A 16,483-nucleotide genomic window follows, 5' to 3' on the forward strand; every position below is an offset into this window, starting at 1 on the left:
TTTCGGAAAGGAAATCCAATGAAAAAAGTTTGTGCACTGGCGTTATCGATCCTGACGACGATCGGTGCGACAGCAGCGGACAGTGCGTGGGCTGCGCAAACCAGCGTCCATCTTTACAACTGGTATGACTTCATCGCCCCGGAAACGCCCAAGGCTTTCCAGAAGGAAACCGGCACCCGTGTCGTCCTCGACACCTTCGACAGCGCCGAGACCGCGCAGGGCAAACTGATGGTCGGCCGCTCCGGCTACGACGTGGTGGTGATCACCTCCAACATCCTGCCCGGACTGATCAAGGCAGGCGTCCTCCAGGAACTCGACCGCGACCGGCTCCCCCACTGGAAAAACCTCGACGCGGACATCCTCGGGAAGCTTCAGGCCAACGATCCCGGCAACCGCTATGCCGTACCTTATCTCTGGGGAACCACCGGGATCGCCTACGACGTGGACAAGGTCCGCAAACTGCTCGGCCCCGACGCGCCGGTCGACTCCTGGGACCTGATCTTCAAGGAGGAGAATATCTCCCGCCTCAGCCAGTGCGGCGTGGCCACGCTGGACTCCTCCACCGAGCTGGTGTCCATCGCCCTCAACTACCTGGGCCTGCCGCACAACAGCCAGAATCCCGAGGACTACCAGAAAGCCCAGGAACTGTTGCTGAAGGTTCGCCCCTACATTCGCTATTTCGACTCCTCCAGAGTCGACACCGACCTCTCCAACGGCAACGTCTGCGTGGTGGTCGGCTGGCAGGGCACGGCCTACATGGCCCAGGTCAACAACGAACAGGCCGGGAACGGTCGCCATATCGCCTACAGCATTCCCCGGGAAGGCTCGCTGGTCTGGGCCGAGAACATGGTGCTGCTCAAGGATGCACCGCATCCGCAGCAAGGTTATGCGCTGATCGACTACCTGCTGCGTCCGGAGGTCATCGCCAGGACCTCCAACTACGTGGGCTATCCGAATGGCAACCAGGCGGCGCTGCCGCTGGTGGAGCGGAAGCTGCGGGAAAACCCGGCGGTTTACCTGAGCAAGGAAACCATGGCGACCCTCTTCCCGCTGGAAACCCTGCCACTGAAGGTCGAGAGAATCCGTACCCGGGTCTGGAGCCGAGTCAAGACCGGGAGCTGACACCCGTCCGAGACGCCCCTGGAAGCACGGGAGCGCCCGGAACCAGAAAAATCCAGCGAGGTCCGCCAGGACCGGCGTTCGCGCCCTTCACCGGGCGAGGCTCTGCCTCGTCCGTCAGGACGCGGCTTGCCGTCTGACCCGCGACCGATCGATAGAGATACCTCTCCCCCTGGGCGGGAAAGCCCCGGGCATGCCTGATGGAGAAAACCATGCTTATCCATTTCTGCCCCAGGCTGCTGACGCCTGCGGGGTTCGACCTGCCGTGCGAGCTGATCGACATCCGCATCAAGGAGTTCGACCTGCACCTGCTTGGCGGGCGCGACGTGGTGGCGCGTCACCCCCTCCCCGACAAGCGCTACCACGTGGCCTGCCGCAAGTCCGGCTGCAAGGCGGTGAATGGCCTGCTGGTGGACGTGGAAAAGCACGTTCCGCTGTTCACCGTGGACACCCGCTGGAGCATCGACGCCGAAGTGGTCCTGCGCCACCGCGTCGAGTACGTGGTGCTCGACGCCGAGCACGATGCGGTGAGCGACTACATGCTGCTGTGGTGCGACGAGGTGCCCAACTACTTCCTCGGCCAGAGCACCCCGGCCATGCAGGTTCCGTTGATGGAGCTGATGCGCGGCAATGCGTTGCAGACCGAGCGGCAGGATGTGTTCCGCCTGCCGACGCTGAGGTCCGAACGCCTGCGCCAGGGCAACGCCGATGCCAACCAGCATCTTCCGAGCCGTGAGCAGGCGTTCCACGTCAAGGCCGAGCAGATCAGCTATGGGCTGGCCTGAAGGACACGTGCCAGCGGCAAGCCTAACTGACGTGGCAGCCAGACCGCCCGGGGGCGCATCCACGGGCTGGGCAACAGTCCCGGGCTTGGCCTGCTCAACGGTAGCCACATCGTGATTGCCCCACAACAGCCCCAGTACGTCGGCCGGAGGGTCTTGAGCCAATGCCCCAGAAACGCAAAAGCCCCGCTCGGCGGGGCTTCTCAGTACGCGGATATGGCGGAGGCGGTGAGATTCGAACTCACGGAAGAGTCTCCCCTTCGACGGTTTTCAAGTCTATCGCTGAATTCAATGTTTACGCGGGTTTCGGCTGGATTTCGTTTCCGCAATTTAGCCATTTCTCATTCTCTGGATGCCGCTTGCTGCCTGGGTCAATGAATAAATTGCGGAAATGATTTCAGCCCCCTCCATGGCATGCCCGAGCATAACTCTCCGCTCGTCGGCCGCCCTCGAATACTGGATATTCATACAGCATAATTTCCGGCCAACCCGACTGCCGGAGATTTCCATGTCCTACTCCGACCCCAGGCATTGCCACCACCAGCGCGTCACCCAATGGCTCGCCGCGATGCGGCAGCATGCCGCCTGGCTGTACGCCGCGGATGAGCAGTACCTGTATCTGGTGGCCGAGGCAAACGAACTCTATCAGTGCGGAATCGTTGGCCTGCAGGACCGCCACGACATGGTCACCGACGCGCTCGGCATGTACTCCTGGGCGATCGAGCACGGCATAACGCGCGAGACGCACTACTGCGCGGACTGCTGCTACGACGTGCTCGACGGCGGCCGTGCTGTCGGGACGGTGGACAGCGAGGGGATCTACCACGGGCCCGCACCCGCACGACAGCGCCTGGGCTACATCAGCCGGGATCCGCTCGACGGGATAACATACCTCCGCCTGGGCCAGGCGCTCGAGCGCGCCGGCGTTGTGCGCGGTCTGGAGATCGAACTCGACGCCGGCGGCACGCTGCAACTCGCCGAGCAGATCCCTGATGACTTCCGGCCCTGGCGGTGGGCCTGACTTTCAGCGCTCGGCCTCATAAGCCGCGACGCCGGTCCCTACCGCCCGCCATTCGTCCTGCGGCATACGCGAATCACAGATGAATACCTCGACCTCCCCGCCTTCTTTCGGCTCCGCAGGCCGAATAGCAGCATGCCGGAGAATCGTCTCCATGTCCGGTACGTAGCTGCTCTCCGAGCCGTGGAACGACCAGATGCCATGTTTCCCAGCGCTGCCCACCTGGTGGTCGAGTTTCACCGACCAGCCCTTGAATCGAATGACCAGCATGCCCTGCCCTCGTAGGAAAAGGCCGTAGTCTACTCCTAATCCTGACAGGCCTGATTCGCAGCCAGGAGCTGCGCCTCGTAACCAATCCGCTGCCGCCGCTCGGCCAGCAGCGCACGGACCTTGGTCTGTAGGTCGTCGCTCTTCTTCAGCCCAGCCGCTGCCCATGCCGGCACCTCCACCGCCGGCACCCGGCACGGCACCGCCACCGGCACTTCTACGCGCACCGTGCGCGGCTCGGATTCCTGCCGGCCGGCGCATCCCGCCAGCGCAACCATCACCAGCATCAGCACCACCCTCATAGCCCCAACTCCTGATCGATGACCACTTCGGCTGCCAAGCACTGATCACCAGCGGAGCGCTCACGCAACAGGCGCTGTGCCGCGGCATACTGCTCCGCGGCCTGCTGCCGTCCCCGATCCACAGCCTGCGCGGCATCCCGGGCGCGCTGCTCACCAGCCTGACGCAGCGCGGCAATCTGCCCGCCCTGCTCCACTACTGCGGCCTCCAGGCTCCCACGAGCGGAACGGCAGGCAGCCAGATCCGCCAGCGCAGCATCGAGCTGCGGCCGGTAGTGCCGCGCGCCGATCCAGACACCGCCAGCGGTGCCGAGGCCGACCAGCACCAGGCAGGCCAGCGCGATGGTTACCCAGCGCCAGGGGATCACGATAGCGGCTCCAGGAACAGGACACGTTCCGCCGCTCGGCGCTTTACCAACCCCTCCAAGCGCTTACCACCCGCATTCACCCATCGCGGGAACTGGTCCGCTGCTCCCTGGTAGTCACCCTTGTTCAGCAGCTTGAGCAGAGTGGACGACGCAAGATTGGCTGCGCCCAGGTTGTAGACGAAGCTCATTAGGGCATCCCACTGATTCTGGTTCAGTGGCGCCTTCACCAGCCTGTCTAGCTCCGGCTCGAAGCGCCGAAGGTCGTTCGACAGCATCCGCTCGGCCTGCTCGACGGTGATCGTCATGTAGCGGGTGACGCCCCGCGTTGTGCCGTAGCCAATGGTCCAGACACCTACCGAATCCTGGTAAGCGGACAGGCGCAGGCCCTCGAAGGATTTGATGAGGTCTATGCCTCGTTGGGATGTACGCATTTACGGGTCTCCAAAAACGACGAAGCCCGCGCAAGGCGGGCTTATCTTCGTCGGAAAGGTGTTCGGGTCAGCTACCGGTCAGGATCGCCAGCAGCACAGGAGACGACAGCCAAGCGGCGGCTCCACAGGCGAGGATCAGCAGGCTGACCCCGATGCAAAAATTCAGGAAATGACTCGTTGGCATTTTGACCTCCAGCCAGTCTTTAACCTTCAGCAAGATTGGTCTACGATTCACGTATGTTCTGCTCCTTGTCCTTCCCAAGGGGTGGAAATAAAAACCCCCGGCACGCTGTGAACGTCCGGGGGTTTTGCTTTTCTGTCTTGCGCGACTACCAGTCGGTTTCGATGCTCAGAGAAACCCTTGGATGGTCGAGTTCGGTATACATGCTTTTCACTGTTGCCTTTGTGATCCGCCCACCCGCCTTCATCTTTCGGGTGAAGAACGCGGCCCGATCTCTCTTGATGTAGCCGATTTGTACGTCAGTCGGGAGGAACAGGGTGAACCAGCGCCGAACATGCACGTAGACGGCGATGGCATTGGGGTCGTGCGGGTTGTCCGGTTCTGGCACTAGCTTGACTTCCATTCCGGGGCGCACAGCCAGGCGTATTCTGCCGCTACGACCTTCGAATCCTGTGCCCGTGACAATCACGCTGTACTGCATGGCAATCCCTTATTGATCAGTTGTCAGCAGGTCACGACGCTATCAATCGCCCGTGCATGACGCCAGACCTCGAGGTCACAGTTCTCTTGTCCAGTCGCCGAGCCCCTTCGCCTTCATCTTTTCGAAAGTCTGGCGCGCACGCTCAACCAGCATGGGAGCCAGGGGGACACCCTGCTCGTCTACGAGAACCTCAACGAGTGAGCACCTGCATCCCTCTGAATTGCCATCACGCGCATACCACTCCCTTACCTGATCAGCAGTGAAAAGCTTTCCATGCCTTGCTGCGTGAGAGGTTCGGGTATCTGGACGAAGGGCCGATAGATGCATAAACAAAGTCCTGCAACCGTAGCTGCTGGACGCGCTATTCAGCTTAGCCATTCGATTCGCATGGATGCTCGCTGAGTCGATTTCCTTTTTAGCCACCCCAGCCCCTCATGAACGTTGACGAATGCTGGCGTTTATTCCATATTCCGCCTGCCGCTGCAAATTCAGCGGTCGGGCTTGGCCGCCCGAATCGGTAAGGCGCACAGCGCCGCAGGGCGTTTTTTTGTGCCCTCGCTTTATGGCGGGCTGTGCGTGGGACACCTTCGGGTGTGCCGGGAGCCTTACCCCCGGTCGGCCAACCCGCGTACAGTTCGCCTCCCTCTTCTTGGTCGCAGAGATGGCGAACTCCCAAACAGGTAAGGAGTCCTCATCATGCAAACCGCTCAAGTAATTCCGTTCCAGTTCGACGCTCGCGAAGTCCGCACCATGCTGATCGACGACCAGCCATGGTTCGTTGCTGCCGATATCGCCTCTGCTCTCCAGTACCTGACTGCAAAGGATATGGCGCGGAATCTGGACGATGACGAAAAGGGTAGGCAGATTCTGCCCACCCCTGGCGGCGATCAGGAAATGCTGGTCATCAACGAGTCTGGGCTGTACTCGGCGATCCTGCGCAGCCGCAAGGCCGAGGCCAAGCGCTTCAAGAAATGGGTGACCGCCGAGGTGCTTCCTGCGATTCGCAAGTATGGTCGCTATGAGGACTCCAGCAACAAGATGGCAACCCTGGTTGGCGAAACCATAGGTACCGACGGCTTCCACATGCTCGGCTCGTTGATCAAGGGCAAGGTCGCCGCCCTCCCCGTCGAAGTCCGCCGCCGCGCCACCGCGAAAATCTGGTCACAGACCCATGCCGCATTCGGGGTTCGGTCTGCCACAGACATCCCCGCCAATCAGTTGGATGCGGCCCGCAACTTCGTCGCCGCCTACAGCGTTCACGAAGGCGAATGGCTGCCGAAGCCTGAAAAACGCTGCGGCACCATGCTCAACGACCACCAACTCTACGACGTGTACTTCGTCTGCCACCACTTCCAGTACCTGTTCGAAATCTTCAAGCGCCACAGCCTCTACAGCTTCCTTGGGCAGCACGGCTCCCGCGCGGGCGTAGAGATGATCGACCACTTCAAGGATGGCTACATGGGAGTCTGGAAGCTCAGGAGGGATTTCGATGGTGAATTCGATGCAGTACAGAGGCGACTGAGGATCAACCGGTACTCTGATTTCAGCATCAGATAGCGGCTTGCACAGCTACACTCTCCTGAAATAAAAAAGCCCGCTTCTTAGGCGGGCCTCTATTTATCTGAAAAATTACTTCGTCATATAGTTAAAGTTTATAGCCAATGAGCATCCTTTAGACCATTTAAATGGATACTCAGATGAAACGTCCTTTCCATTTACTTGAATATTAAGCATTTTAGTTTCTGGATCTATAAATGCATAGGCGGTGAAATCTTGCTCTGAATTACTGTCATACAAATGAGCTAAGAATCCTCCTTGGCGTATGTCAGGTATTTCACTAACAGGAAGGACAAATCGCCAAGGTAAAGAATCGAGAAACTCTGTTCTATCCCCTGCCTCAAAGACGATCTGAACATGACATGATCCATAGCCCAATGAATAAATGCCCTCCGCAACGCCGTCTCTTACAGAAACGCCCCAATCGCTAGGAGTGAAGGAAAATGACTCAGCAAGTCCGCTCATAATTCACCATAAGATAAGTTGATGGAAGGTCGCATCATACCAACCATGCGAGCAGAAACGCGAACTCAAGCGAAGCGAAATGGATTGCGACCGATATTCCATGATCGCCCGGCCAGCCGGGACGCGCAGTCCAGCGCCAGGACCGCCTGATCCCGCCCCATTTCACCATCCAGCTTGCCAGCCATACGGCAGTGCCGTATATTCATGACATGCGAACAGTCATCGAAACCGAGATTTTCAAGCGCTATGCAGGCGGCATCTGGAACGATCCCGAACGGGAGGAGTTCATTGCGTGGATTGCAGCCAACCCCTTGGCCGGAGATGTGATCCCAGGATCGGGTGGGCTTCGCAAGGTTCGCTGGTCTCGCCAAGGCATGGGTAAGCGCGGCGGCGCGCGCGTGATCTACTACAACGCCGAAGAGTCGCAAGCCATCTGGCTACTGATAGCCTACACAAAGTCGAAGTTAGATAACCTACCAGCATCCACCTTGAGCAAATTGAAAGAGGCTATGAATGGATAAGGAACTTGAAACCTTCGAGGCCGATCTCCTCGCCTCGATTGACGAAATGAAGAAGGGGAAGGCCGCCCGTTCGACGCAGGTCGAACTTTCTCCGATTGCAGAGATTCGTGCAAAGGTTGGAATGGCGCAATCTGAGTTCGCACTCCTCCTGGGAGTTAGCGTTCGTACTCTACAGGAATGGGAGCAGGGTAGAAGGTCTCCTTCTGGAGCAGCGAAAACCTTAATTAAGGTTGCAAGCAAGCATCCAGAAACGCTTCGTGAACTGCGCTAGCTTGGTTACGTCGAAATCTCAACTGGATAATTAAAATGAAAAACAAATCAGCAAGAACTTTAGACGAGTATACGAATGCCATGTTCAATATCCGCACCGATGAAACAGAAAAAATATCAACAGAGATAATCAATCTGCTCATCGGCACAGCTTTTTTTATCGCCATTGCAATGGCATCCGAATATTTTAGCGAGCCTAGTAAATCACACCATCAACAAACGGTCGCTCCCCACGTGCAACGCTAACAACAAACCGATGAGTGCTTTTAGTGTTCGATGAATTTGGCGTTATTGTTATTCCTGCCTGAGAGATACTTACAACTCCGGAACTTGCCCCATTTGTCTCAAGCTCCATCTGTCCAGTCACTGGAAGGTCAACGAACACGCCAGAGTCAGATGAGTATGTTCCAGAGAAAGCAACAGCAGACGTACCAGAGACGCCAGAGACATAAAATCTAAACAGAACATTCGCGCCATTGTTTCGAGTTGCAGTTATCACCCTGCTTGGAGGAATCGAACCAAAGTCCGCATTTTTTATTGTCGTGCTTGTGATTGATATCGGCATCCACCAATCATGGTAGTCGAGCGCTTGTTTTTTCGAGCTAACTGAAAGGCCGAGTTTCTTAGCAATAGTCTCCGCTATATACTTATGCCCATGAACGTTTGGATGGGAACCATCCGAAAAGAGCTTAAGAGTATTTACAAGATAATTTGCATCTGCTGACTGCGATCCTTTTCTAAAGAAATCGGCAAACGGTATGTATAGCCCCTGAGTCTCGTCAGCGAGTCGCTTTAGCTGCTTCCTTGTATTGTTTGTATCTGGGTAACTCCACAAAAAATCAGGCACCACTACAGGTACGCTATTTTGATTTGAATAGCTTATCAGCCAATCAATTCTTTTTACGAACTCTTCATAGTACGCCGTATCAGACTCATTGTCTGACGCGTCATTGACACCTAGTGCCATGATGAATAGAGAGGTTCCTGCCATCATCGAACTGATGACGGACTCATCCACCCAGCGAAGCCTACGGCCAGAATTTGAAAAATTATGAAGAGCCGACTGACTATAGGCGTTAGCATATGAAAAACCAGAAAATTCAACAGTTGCGGCAGATGTAGTAACAACCTCGATTACACATTTCCCAAACCCATTATCTTTCAGGGTTACAGCCTGGCCTTGCAAAGCGTTTACAACTGAGGCCTGTGTATTCACACTAGCTACTACCGATCCATTAACTTTTATGTCAAACGTTCCCCCTCCAGGCCTTGCGACGTAGTAAACCGTGCATGCATCCTGAAATGTTGGAATTGTCGACCTTATAATATTGCCAACCTCATTTGACACCCACGATAACCCTTGAGGAACATATGATCCGCTTTCATTTGATCTATAAACCCAAGAGTGGGTTCCTGATGTTTTTGCGAAATCGATAGAGTGGATTTCATTAGAGGTATTTCCAGCTCCGTCAACGAGAGACATCAGCGGCGTGAATCCATAAGTTAGAGTGCCGATCTCGTTGTAGAGCATTCTTCGCAGAAGATTCACCCAGCCATTCCGGTATATTCTCCCGGCAAAAGCCCCATGAGAAATAGAATCACCAAGCACATACATAGTTGGGGCGCCTGATATTCTCGCTCTTACTCTGGTTAGCATCTGCGCGTTACCAAATGCGCCAGTCATCGCTAAGTTAGATGCTTCCTCAGCCTTTCCATCAATATCTTTTATTGCGTACCCAACCGTATCTGATGGGTACGTTTCCGCCGGATCGTAACCCATCATTCCGGCGCCACCCGGAGCTCTCAACTGCTGACGCAGCGAGCGGTCGACCTGGGCAACCAGCAGACTCTCGTCGGTGGCCCAGTTCCCGCTGAGGCTGACCGGGAAATCTGCTGGCAGTTGAACGCTATACAGGTTCCCGTCACGCTGAATCAGTTGAGTCGGGCGATCAACAATCAGCGGAGAGCCGTCGACATAGTCGAGAGGGGTTGGCTCAAAGCCCTGAGCGGCCAGCCACTGCATGACATACTGCTCGATTCCCCACCAGGTCCATCGCGCAACCGGAGGACGCTGAGGCCCACGGTCCATCCAGCGATCTTGATTCAGCGAGTTCATTGCCAAATCGAGATGCTCAGCGTTTTCGTACAGAACGCGAGGGTCCTTCGAGCCGAGCGGAAGGTCGCCGGTGTCGTAAGTCATACTTTTCTCCAAGCATGAAAAAGCCCGCTCTATGGCGGGCTATGGTTTTTCGTGTGCGGTCAGTTTGGGGCGCTGGCGTTGTCGTAGGTGTAGACCCTTGGGTCGTAGTTCACCGCACGAACGGATGCCGAGGTATTGCCGTTGGGATCGATGGAACTGATCAGGGCCGGGTATGGGTTTCCCAGCAGCAGGTGTGGAGGTTCGATCTCCCAAGAAACATCAGGGATGAAATCGATGCTGGGAATGCTCAGCCGGTAGTCGTCGATCCTCGACGCCGGATATCCACCGGAAACCGTTCCGTCTGGGCGCCGCAGGTAGAGCGCTGGCGAGTTCAGCAGTGACCAGTCGAGCGGCTCGCTGGACTCGATCAGGACCGAGCTTCCAGAGATCACGAACGATTTCAGGTATGCGCTCTGTGCCAGGCCAGGGCCGGGAACATCGCCGGCAAGGGCATCGTAGTCCCAGAACTCGCTGTTCAGCGAGTCCAGGCCGGTATCGAACGAATACTCTGTTCTCCGGTATCGCTGAGCCATCCGGCGGCGCATCCCGTAGCGCCAGGCGCGATCGCGGTTTGTGACACCGACAGCCGTGATCTTCTCGACCTTCCTGCCGACATCGCCGGGCAGCCGGCACTGGACGGTATCTTCGATCCAGCCGTTGGCATTGACGAACTCCACATCGACTCCGTCATAGTCGTCCTCAGACGGAGCGCTGATGCTGATCCTCAGCGGACCATCCATGTTCTGCGGCGAGTACATGTGCCCGAATGTGGTCCTTGGTTCGTCTCGGGCTGCGGAGATCACGCCGCGCTTGATCGTCTTCTCCGCATACCCGGCGGCAAGCACATCGTCCATGACCTGCGCGACCGTGACCTTACCGTCCTCGTAGATCATGTCGAACGTGTCGCCGCGGGACTTCCAGATGGCGTCCAGCCGATCAAGTTCTTCTAGGTCGAGGTCGGCGTCTGTGTAGCCGCGCTCTTTGGCGATGTAGCAGAGGAACGGGACGATGTCTCGCGTAGCGATCTCGCTCGTCCATGCACCGTTCTGCCGAGTCGGTAGCATGCGAGTAGCCTCCACCGAAACGCGGCTTTCGGTCTGCGCTGCGATACGGTCAGACGACCGATACCTGACGGCCATCGTCGTGACGCCGGCGTAGGACGATGGAGCCTGTAGGCGCGCGCGCATCCCGTACCACTGGGTGCGGTCTCGGTACTCGGATGTTGAGTTGCCGCCCTGGTTGACGAACACTTTTCTGATGCGAAACTCGGGCCGCATCATGTACGGCAGCGAGATGCCGTCCGTAAAACCCTGCTGGTCGAGAGAACTGCCAGCATGGTTCTTGCTGACCGTCGTCCATGCGCCGCCGATGGCCATGTCTCGCCACTGGATGTCGTAATAGGTGCGGATCTGGTAGATCTGCCCTTCCCGGCCTACACCGCAAAGCCCTTCCGGGCAAAATACGTCGATCTCGACGAAGTTGGTCTTCTCCGATACAGGGCACGCCGGGAAGGGACCACGCCAGCCCCCTTCTAGGCTGGTCGGATCGATGGTGACTCGGGACGTAGACGAGTTGAGAGCGGTGAATCCTGGCCAGTCAACATCGACACCACCCGCACTGGTCAGCCGCTCGACGGTGAGTTGCTGCGCGCTGTACGCCGTGATCCGATAGCGCAGCCCACGCGGGCCGATTGCTGCATTTCCGGAGCCGGTCTGCAACGCATTGGCCGGCGAACCGTTGCTGTAGTTGAGCGTCATCGACGTTGAGGTGATGTCGTTCACCAGGTAGAGGCCGCCGTTGGTGCCGACCACCTCGATCTCATCGCCAACATCCAGCCCGAGCTGAGCGATATCCCCCGTCACGACGTCGCGATTCGTCCCGCCGCCATCGTTCACCGAATAGGGGTACATCGCCTCAACCCGCAGGATCGTCCCCGCAGCCCAGTCAGAGGGGAACGACCCGGCTCCGGCAGAAATAATGATGTTCGTTCCGGAAAACGTGAACGTAGTTGCCGACGGGTTCGGGGTGAGATTGGAGCTCTCGGTCAGGTCCAGGCCGGCATTACCAGTTGAGCTCGCACCAACTTCCTCAACCAGGTGCCACCAGACCGATGCCGGGTGCCCGCTGACGTTCTGCCCTGGTTCGAAAATCTGGAATGAGGCATCAGCGCCCAGTGCCAGGAACGACGTGTCACCGATTTTCGCTGCCCCTTCGGCGATCTGGAACCGACCACGGCCAATACACAGGAGCATTTCGGTCCACTGCTCACGCGGACCGGCGAAATACTTCCGGGGCGGCAGGATGTAGTCTGGATAAATCAGACGACGGCCAGCGACTTCGCGGATCGCATCGCCGAGTTTTACCTTGTTCCCGCGCGCGCTGGTTTCAGAGAGCGACGCGCCCTGCCCGGGGTTCGTCGGCATGCCGGGCAATTGAGGCATGAGCATCCGAAAAACGGATTGCGCACCTTTGAACAGCGCTGCCGTGATCGTGAACGGATCGGTCCCGCGCGGCAGCTTGTAGATCCGGACGATATCGCCACGGTCGATGATGCGCTCGGCCCACTCACCGGGATGGATGAACTCCTCATGGGCCTTTTTTTGCTTGTCGGTCAGGTCACCGCAGAGCGCAACCTCGGCGGGGACAACACCGATGGAGAACGGGTGGACGTCGTGGCAGCGGTACCCAGGCGAATTCGCGGTCAGCCAGGAATGAATCGTCATCCTGCGGCCGATCGGATGCCGCTCCAGCGGTTCTCCGTCAAGGAGCGATGGGTAGATTTCGATCACGGTAGAAGACCACCTTGGAGTATTTGTCGGAGAACTTCTGGAGCGGGGTGAGTGAAACCCCGCTTCCCGGGTTGATTTCGAGAACCCGGAGGCGTCCATCCACTTCGAGCAGCAGACCTACGTGATCGAGCAGCCGCCCTCTGTAGGCCGCGGCGATGACCCCAGGTCCTGGCTCGCATTGCTCGAGCGCGCGCTGGATCTCCGTATCGCACGCCCTTTGCATCGAAACCGGGGTGCGCCGCGTGACACCGCCGAAGTCGGTCAGCATCGGCAGCCCGAACAACTCAACCCGCGCGATGAGCGTCAGGCCCCAGCAGTCAAGGCACGGCAGGGCCCGGCCGCCCTCGGTATAGATGGCGGTGAGGTATCTGTTCGGCATGGGATCAGGGCCAGTATTTGAGGCCAGGGAACTCGCTAACGTTGTAGATGTGGCGCAGCGCGGCTGTGTTGATGAGGTCGTAGTAGCCGGCCTCCACCTGGACAGTGAGACCTTCGAAACCCGGCGTCTTGACCCTCATCCGGTACGGACGCTCAGCAGGTGCTGTGAGATCGCTCTCCAGGTACATCCGCAGGATCAGGGTTACATACTCGCCCGCCTCCAAGGCTTCGTTGATACGCTGCTGGGCGAATCCGGTCACGTTGTCGATTGCAAATCCAACGTTCTGGTTTCCGCTGTTGTCTCGCTTCGGAATCGATACGTCGATCGCACCGGCGATGAACGTCAGCAGCCGCCCGTCTTCAGTCATGCAGGTGATGTCGTCATAGCCCTGACAGATGAGGATAGGCTCGGGCCACGCCGGGCATGACAACTCGATCGTGGCGAGCTTCAGGTCCTCACCGCCTGAGGCATAGAACCGCTCAAGAGCCGTCGCCATGTCGAGGCCACTCCCTGTTCATTGCGATGTCGAAGATATCCGCGAGGAGGATGTACTCGGGCAGAATCTCGGCCCACCCAGCATCGATGACGGGGCGCTCACGCAACTCCAGTGTGGCGGTGAAATCCCAGAGCGAGATACTGCCGCTGACCAGCTTTGGACCGTCATAGATGTCGGTGAATCTGGCGGCATACGCACGCAAACCATCAGGAGTCTCCGGCGTCTTTAGCGGGCATTCGAACCAGTGGTAACCATCCACTAGAACGTCGCGGAACCAGGCCTCAAACAGCATTGCCTCGCTGTCGTTCAGCCGCCACCGGACGCTTGCCATCGTTGGAGTAGCTGTAAAGTGACGCCTCTGCCTTGCCCTGCCTGTCTGCATCTCCGTTCGGATTAGAGGGCTAACAGGGGTAAGCCCATAGCCCTCCCGCTGCGGCGGGCAGATATTGGGGTACTGCTTCATGTACCGCTCCTGCGAATTCCGAACGAACTTCCGATAGCTTTCGACGAACGGCCATCGCCGAATAGGTCGGCCACCACAACATCGATGATGTACTGGTCATCCTGGCGACGAGTATTGACCTGCCCCGCGCGGCTTCGGTCCTCGATCAGGTTTATGGTTGGAGCCCCTGCGCTTGCCTGATTACGCCGTACGTCATCAAGCGTCCGGTCTAACTTTGCACTTGTCTCTGCCGTCGTTACCCTCTCGCCCTTCTTGAGGTTCCAGGTCCCGTCCTCAGGGACGGACATAATGCCGTCATGGGCCTGACCAGAGAGATTGACGTTCTTCACTGCTGCTACCTGTGCCAACTGAGCTGTAACCGCAGCAGCCGCCGCTGCAATACCAAGCGCAGGGCCAATGACAGGAATTCCCGCCATGGCCGCATAGGCATCAGATGCAGTCTTCGGAGCGTTCAGCAGGGTCTTCGCTATCGCATATGACTTCTCGGCAACGAATGCTGCCTTGTAGAGGCCGGATTGCTCTCCGAAGAAGCTCTTGGCCAAGCCGCTCAGATTTCCAAAGAACTGCTCATTGGCGCTCAACGTCACCTGCTGACGGGACCGCTCAATAGCGGCCAGAGCCTCTTCGTGTTGTTGCTTTAGCTTCAATTCCTGCTCATCCCATTGAGCAGTCAATTCAGCTTTAGCCTCTCGATTTGCATTCAGAAGATCGAGTTGGGATTGATACCACTTCTCAAGCTCTTCCTCTGCTTTGTCGATCTTGTCGAGTTCACCCTGAGGACCGGCGACTACAGCATCTGCGCCGCCGAAAGAGGGCGGAGCGGAGAACGAGTCAGAAACGATTCGCGAAGCGACACGATTTCTTTCCTCGTCGCTCAGCCCCTGCATTGCGTCAAGAACCGCAAGACGCTCTTTCGTTGTATCAAGTAGCCGCTCTTCGTCAGTCCTCAGGTCCTGGACAAGCTTCTTGTAGTCTTCCTGTGCCTTTTGCTGTTTTTTGAAGGACTCAACCGTCTCAATCGCTGCCTTTGCTTGCGCCAACTGCGAGGCAGTTGCCCCATCCAGCTCAAGGCGGTAGAGCTTCTGCTCGTCGGCGGTCATGCCAACAGTGGCAGCCTCCAGTTGCAGGGACGAAATAAGACTGGCGACCGCCTGTTGTCGACGCTTTGCAGCAGCCTCGGCTTCTTTCCCCGGCGCCTCGAACGTCCCGGTCTTGTTCTTTTTCCTAAGATCATCGAGGAGCTTGGCTAGCTCTTTCACCCGGCCATTAACGTCACCAGTCCCGGCGTTACCAATGAACTCAAGAACTTCGACGATCTTCTTGCCGGAGCCGACCATGTCTTCGGCAAAAACCGAAGTGCTTGCTTTCACTCCGTCCAGATTCTGAACGAATCTCTTCGCCCACCCAGCCGGCCCAGAGGCGATCTCAAGCCATGTAATCCCCTCGAATGCAGAAGAGGCTACTGCCGCAGCACCGGCAATCGACTTGCCTACAAGCTGGAAGGCTCCAACAGTGGCTACCGCCGCTCCGGCAACGAGCTTCAGCGTAGTGACAAGAAACTCCCCAACGGCGACCATCGATGTCCCATCCTTTGAAACATCGAGTAGCTTCGTGGCGAAGTCGCTCAGCACAGGAATCAGCGCAGACGTAAGTTGGTTCTTGAGGCCCGTGGTGCTCTGTTCTACAAGCCAAGTGGCCGCCCGAAGTTCGCTAGCCGACTTAATCGTCTTCTCGTCGAGAATCGCGCCAGCGGCCTGGGCGGCGTCACCAAAGGTCTTGAACCCCTCGGCGTTATTTCGAAGCAGCGGGAGCAGCGCAGTAGCATCGCTCGCAATGGCTTCAAGATAGAAGGTCATGTCCGACTGGCTGACCTTGGCCTTTTCCAGGCTTGAGACGTACAAGCCAAGGGCCTGGGGACCGCTCAGGTTCCGGAACTGGTCTGCGGTCACGCCAACTTTAGGCGCTACGTTCTCGAAGAAATCGGCAAGCGCGCCACCGCCGGTATTGAGGAAGTCGCCTACCTTGTCGTTCACATCCTTGAAGATGTCAGCAAGCTTCTCTTGCTCAATGCCGACCAACTTTGCGCCGGCCGCATACTTCTGAAACTCAGTCGTGCTCGCATTGGCAACGCTAGCAAGGTTTGCGATTTCATTGGCATTGCGAACGGTGGAGACAGTGAGAGCAGCAAGCGCGGTGATTCCTGCCGCAGTGGCAGCGCCAATCGCAGCCCCCACCTTTGCCGCATTTTTCTCGACCTCTTTGCGCCACTTTTCCGACCGGCGCTCGGCGGCATCCATGCCGGCCACGAAGCCGCCAACCTTGGCGATGAGATCAAGCGTAAGCGTCCCTAGGCTGCGTGATGCCATTACCGGGCTCCAATGAAAAAGCCCGGAATGA

The 16,483-nt window shown here is 57.7% G+C and carries 19 protein-coding genes; 6 read left to right on the forward strand and 13 right to left on the reverse strand.

Annotated features, from left to right (window positions below; genetic code table 11):
• Positions 1–18 precede the first annotated feature (18 nt).
• The 3 genes from AC4OR5_RS19580 (at position 19) to AC4OR5_RS19590 (ending at position 2,922) form a co-directional block, all read left to right on the forward strand.
• Complete coding sequence (locus AC4OR5_RS19580) at positions 19–1,122, forward strand: polyamine ABC transporter substrate-binding protein (RefSeq protein WP_031639241.1); 1,104 nt, start codon at positions 19–21, stop codon at positions 1,120–1,122.
• A gap of 209 nt (positions 1,123–1,331) precedes the next feature.
• Positions 1,332–1,904: a quorum threshold expression protein QteE gene (gene qteE / locus AC4OR5_RS19585; protein ID WP_003090369.1), complete on the forward strand. Its 573-nt coding sequence runs from the start codon at positions 1,332–1,334 to the stop codon at positions 1,902–1,904.
• 505 nt (positions 1,905–2,409) lie between these two features.
• Complete coding sequence (locus AC4OR5_RS19590) at positions 2,410–2,922, forward strand: hypothetical protein (RefSeq protein WP_016852782.1); 513 nt, start codon at positions 2,410–2,412, stop codon at positions 2,920–2,922.
• Between the two features lie 3 nt (positions 2,923–2,925).
• Here the strand turns inward: AC4OR5_RS19590 and AC4OR5_RS19595 are convergent, their stop codons facing one another.
• The 6 genes from AC4OR5_RS19595 to AC4OR5_RS19620 form a co-directional block, all read right to left on the reverse strand.
• On the reverse strand, positions 2,926–3,189 hold the full coding sequence (locus tag AC4OR5_RS19595; RefSeq protein ID WP_012614041.1) for a hypothetical protein: 264 nt from the start codon (positions 3,187–3,189) through the stop codon (positions 2,926–2,928).
• 35 nt (positions 3,190–3,224) lie between these two features.
• Positions 3,225–3,488 carry a hypothetical protein gene (locus AC4OR5_RS19600; RefSeq protein WP_116271305.1) on the reverse strand — a complete coding sequence of 88 codons (264 nt, stop codon included), beginning with the start codon at positions 3,486–3,488 and terminating at the stop codon, positions 3,225–3,227.
• A complete protein-coding gene (locus AC4OR5_RS19605) occupies positions 3,485–3,853 on the reverse strand; it encodes a hypothetical protein (protein WP_491952836.1) in 369 nt (122 codons plus the stop codon). The genes AC4OR5_RS19600 and AC4OR5_RS19605 overlap by 4 nt, the downstream gene beginning before the upstream one ends.
• Entirely contained in the window at positions 3,850–4,284 is a 435-nt protein-coding gene (locus AC4OR5_RS19610) for a lysozyme (protein WP_031629681.1), read from the reverse strand. The genes AC4OR5_RS19605 and AC4OR5_RS19610 overlap by 4 nt, the downstream gene beginning before the upstream one ends.
• 67 nt (positions 4,285–4,351) lie before the next feature.
• A complete protein-coding gene (locus AC4OR5_RS19615; RefSeq protein ID WP_153274559.1) occupies positions 4,352–4,519 on the reverse strand; it encodes a hypothetical protein in 168 nt (55 codons plus the stop codon).
• Between the two features lie 94 nt (positions 4,520–4,613).
• The gene (locus AC4OR5_RS19620; RefSeq protein WP_019395862.1) at positions 4,614–4,946 is read right to left on the reverse strand and encodes an HIRAN domain-containing protein; all 333 of its coding nucleotides are present in this window, start codon (positions 4,944–4,946) and stop codon (positions 4,614–4,616) included.
• 696 nt (positions 4,947–5,642) lie between these two features.
• Between AC4OR5_RS19620 and AC4OR5_RS19625 the strand changes: the two genes are divergently transcribed.
• Positions 5,643–6,503, forward strand: coding sequence for a BRO-N domain-containing protein (locus AC4OR5_RS19625; RefSeq protein WP_031641571.1), 861 nt, complete (start codon positions 5,643–5,645; stop codon positions 6,501–6,503).
• Positions 6,504–6,575: 72 nt separating this feature from the next.
• Here AC4OR5_RS19625 and AC4OR5_RS19630 read toward each other — a convergent pair whose 3' ends face one another.
• A complete protein-coding gene (locus tag AC4OR5_RS19630; RefSeq protein WP_123789280.1) occupies positions 6,576–6,968 on the reverse strand; it encodes a type III secretion system chaperone family protein in 393 nt (130 codons plus the stop codon).
• A gap of 209 nt (positions 6,969–7,177) precedes the next feature.
• Between AC4OR5_RS19630 and AC4OR5_RS19635 the strand changes: the two genes are divergently transcribed.
• Entirely contained in the window at positions 7,178–7,489 is a 312-nt protein-coding gene (locus AC4OR5_RS19635) for a type II toxin-antitoxin system RelE/ParE family toxin (protein ID WP_023464626.1), read from the forward strand.
• Positions 7,482–7,760, forward strand: a complete 279-nt coding sequence (locus AC4OR5_RS19640) for a helix-turn-helix domain-containing protein (RefSeq protein ID WP_031299284.1) — start codon at positions 7,482–7,484, stop codon at positions 7,758–7,760. The genes AC4OR5_RS19635 and AC4OR5_RS19640 overlap by 8 nt, the downstream gene beginning before the upstream one ends.
• A gap of 195 nt (positions 7,761–7,955) precedes the next feature.
• Here the strand turns inward: AC4OR5_RS19640 and AC4OR5_RS19645 are convergent, their stop codons facing one another.
• Genes AC4OR5_RS19645 through AC4OR5_RS19670 form a run of 6 tightly spaced genes read right to left on the reverse strand, consistent with a single transcriptional unit; the run spans position 7,956 to position 16,452 of the window.
• Positions 7,956–9,959 (reverse strand): SGNH/GDSL hydrolase family protein, encoded by a 2,004-nt coding sequence (locus tag AC4OR5_RS19645; RefSeq protein WP_491952837.1) that lies wholly within the window; start codon positions 9,957–9,959, stop codon positions 7,956–7,958.
• Positions 9,960–10,018: 59 nt separating this feature from the next.
• Positions 10,019–12,748 (reverse strand): host specificity factor TipJ family phage tail protein, encoded by a 2,730-nt coding sequence (locus AC4OR5_RS19650; RefSeq protein ID WP_491952838.1) that lies wholly within the window; start codon positions 12,746–12,748, stop codon positions 10,019–10,021.
• Positions 12,720–13,127, reverse strand: coding sequence for a hypothetical protein (locus AC4OR5_RS19655; RefSeq protein ID WP_491952839.1), 408 nt, complete (start codon positions 13,125–13,127; stop codon positions 12,720–12,722). Before AC4OR5_RS19655 ends, AC4OR5_RS19650 begins: the two co-directional genes overlap by 29 nt.
• Before the next feature lie 4 nt (positions 13,128–13,131).
• Positions 13,132–13,623 carry a DUF1833 family protein gene (locus AC4OR5_RS19660; protein WP_031672236.1) on the reverse strand — a complete coding sequence of 164 codons (492 nt, stop codon included), beginning with the start codon at positions 13,621–13,623 and terminating at the stop codon, positions 13,132–13,134.
• A complete protein-coding gene (locus AC4OR5_RS19665) occupies positions 13,607–14,086 on the reverse strand; it encodes a hypothetical protein (protein ID WP_033936236.1) in 480 nt (159 codons plus the stop codon). The genes AC4OR5_RS19660 and AC4OR5_RS19665 overlap by 17 nt, the downstream gene beginning before the upstream one ends.
• A complete protein-coding gene (locus AC4OR5_RS19670; protein ID WP_269590602.1) occupies positions 14,083–16,452 on the reverse strand; it encodes a BAR domain-containing protein in 2,370 nt (789 codons plus the stop codon). The genes AC4OR5_RS19665 and AC4OR5_RS19670 overlap by 4 nt, the downstream gene beginning before the upstream one ends.
• Positions 16,453–16,483: the final 31 nt, after the last annotated feature.

The sequence above is a fragment of the Pseudomonas sp. YA1 genome (assembly GCF_058680555.1).

Bases quoted from the DNA above. Each gene is read 5' to 3' on its own strand.
- AC4OR5_RS19580 (WP_031639241.1), top strand. From the start codon at position 19: ATGAAAAAAGTTTGTGCACTGGCGTTATCGATCCTGACGACGATCGGT.
- qteE (WP_003090369.1), top strand. From the start codon at position 1,332: ATGCTTATCCATTTCTGCCCCAGGCTGCTGACGCCTGCGGGGTTCGAC.
- AC4OR5_RS19590 (WP_016852782.1), top strand. From the start codon at position 2,410: ATGTCCTACTCCGACCCCAGGCATTGCCACCACCAGCGCGTCACCCAA.
- AC4OR5_RS19595 (WP_012614041.1), bottom strand. From the start codon at position 3,189: ATGCTGGTCATTCGATTCAAGGGCTGGTCGGTGAAACTCGACCACCAG.
- AC4OR5_RS19600 (WP_116271305.1), bottom strand. From the start codon at position 3,488: ATGAGGGTGGTGCTGATGCTGGTGATGGTTGCGCTGGCGGGATGCGCC.
- AC4OR5_RS19610 (WP_031629681.1), bottom strand. From the start codon at position 4,284: ATGCGTACATCCCAACGAGGCATAGACCTCATCAAATCCTTCGAGGGC.
- AC4OR5_RS19620 (WP_019395862.1), bottom strand. From the start codon at position 4,946: ATGCAGTACAGCGTGATTGTCACGGGCACAGGATTCGAAGGTCGTAGC.
- AC4OR5_RS19625 (WP_031641571.1), top strand. From the start codon at position 5,643: ATGCAAACCGCTCAAGTAATTCCGTTCCAGTTCGACGCTCGCGAAGTC.
- AC4OR5_RS19630 (WP_123789280.1), bottom strand. From the start codon at position 6,968: ATGAGCGGACTTGCTGAGTCATTTTCCTTCACTCCTAGCGATTGGGGC.
- AC4OR5_RS19635 (WP_023464626.1), top strand. From the start codon at position 7,178: ATGCGAACAGTCATCGAAACCGAGATTTTCAAGCGCTATGCAGGCGGC.
- AC4OR5_RS19640 (WP_031299284.1), top strand. From the start codon at position 7,482: ATGGATAAGGAACTTGAAACCTTCGAGGCCGATCTCCTCGCCTCGATT.
- AC4OR5_RS19645 (WP_491952837.1), bottom strand. From the start codon at position 9,959: ATGACTTACGACACCGGCGACCTTCCGCTCGGCTCGAAGGACCCTCGC.
- AC4OR5_RS19655 (WP_491952839.1), bottom strand. From the start codon at position 13,127: ATGCCGAACAGATACCTCACCGCCATCTATACCGAGGGCGGCCGGGCC.
- AC4OR5_RS19660 (WP_031672236.1), bottom strand. From the start codon at position 13,623: ATGGCGACGGCTCTTGAGCGGTTCTATGCCTCAGGCGGTGAGGACCTG.
- AC4OR5_RS19665 (WP_033936236.1), bottom strand. From the start codon at position 14,086: ATGAAGCAGTACCCCAATATCTGCCCGCCGCAGCGGGAGGGCTATGGG.
- AC4OR5_RS19670 (WP_269590602.1), bottom strand. From the start codon at position 16,452: ATGGCATCACGCAGCCTAGGGACGCTTACGCTTGATCTCATCGCCAAG.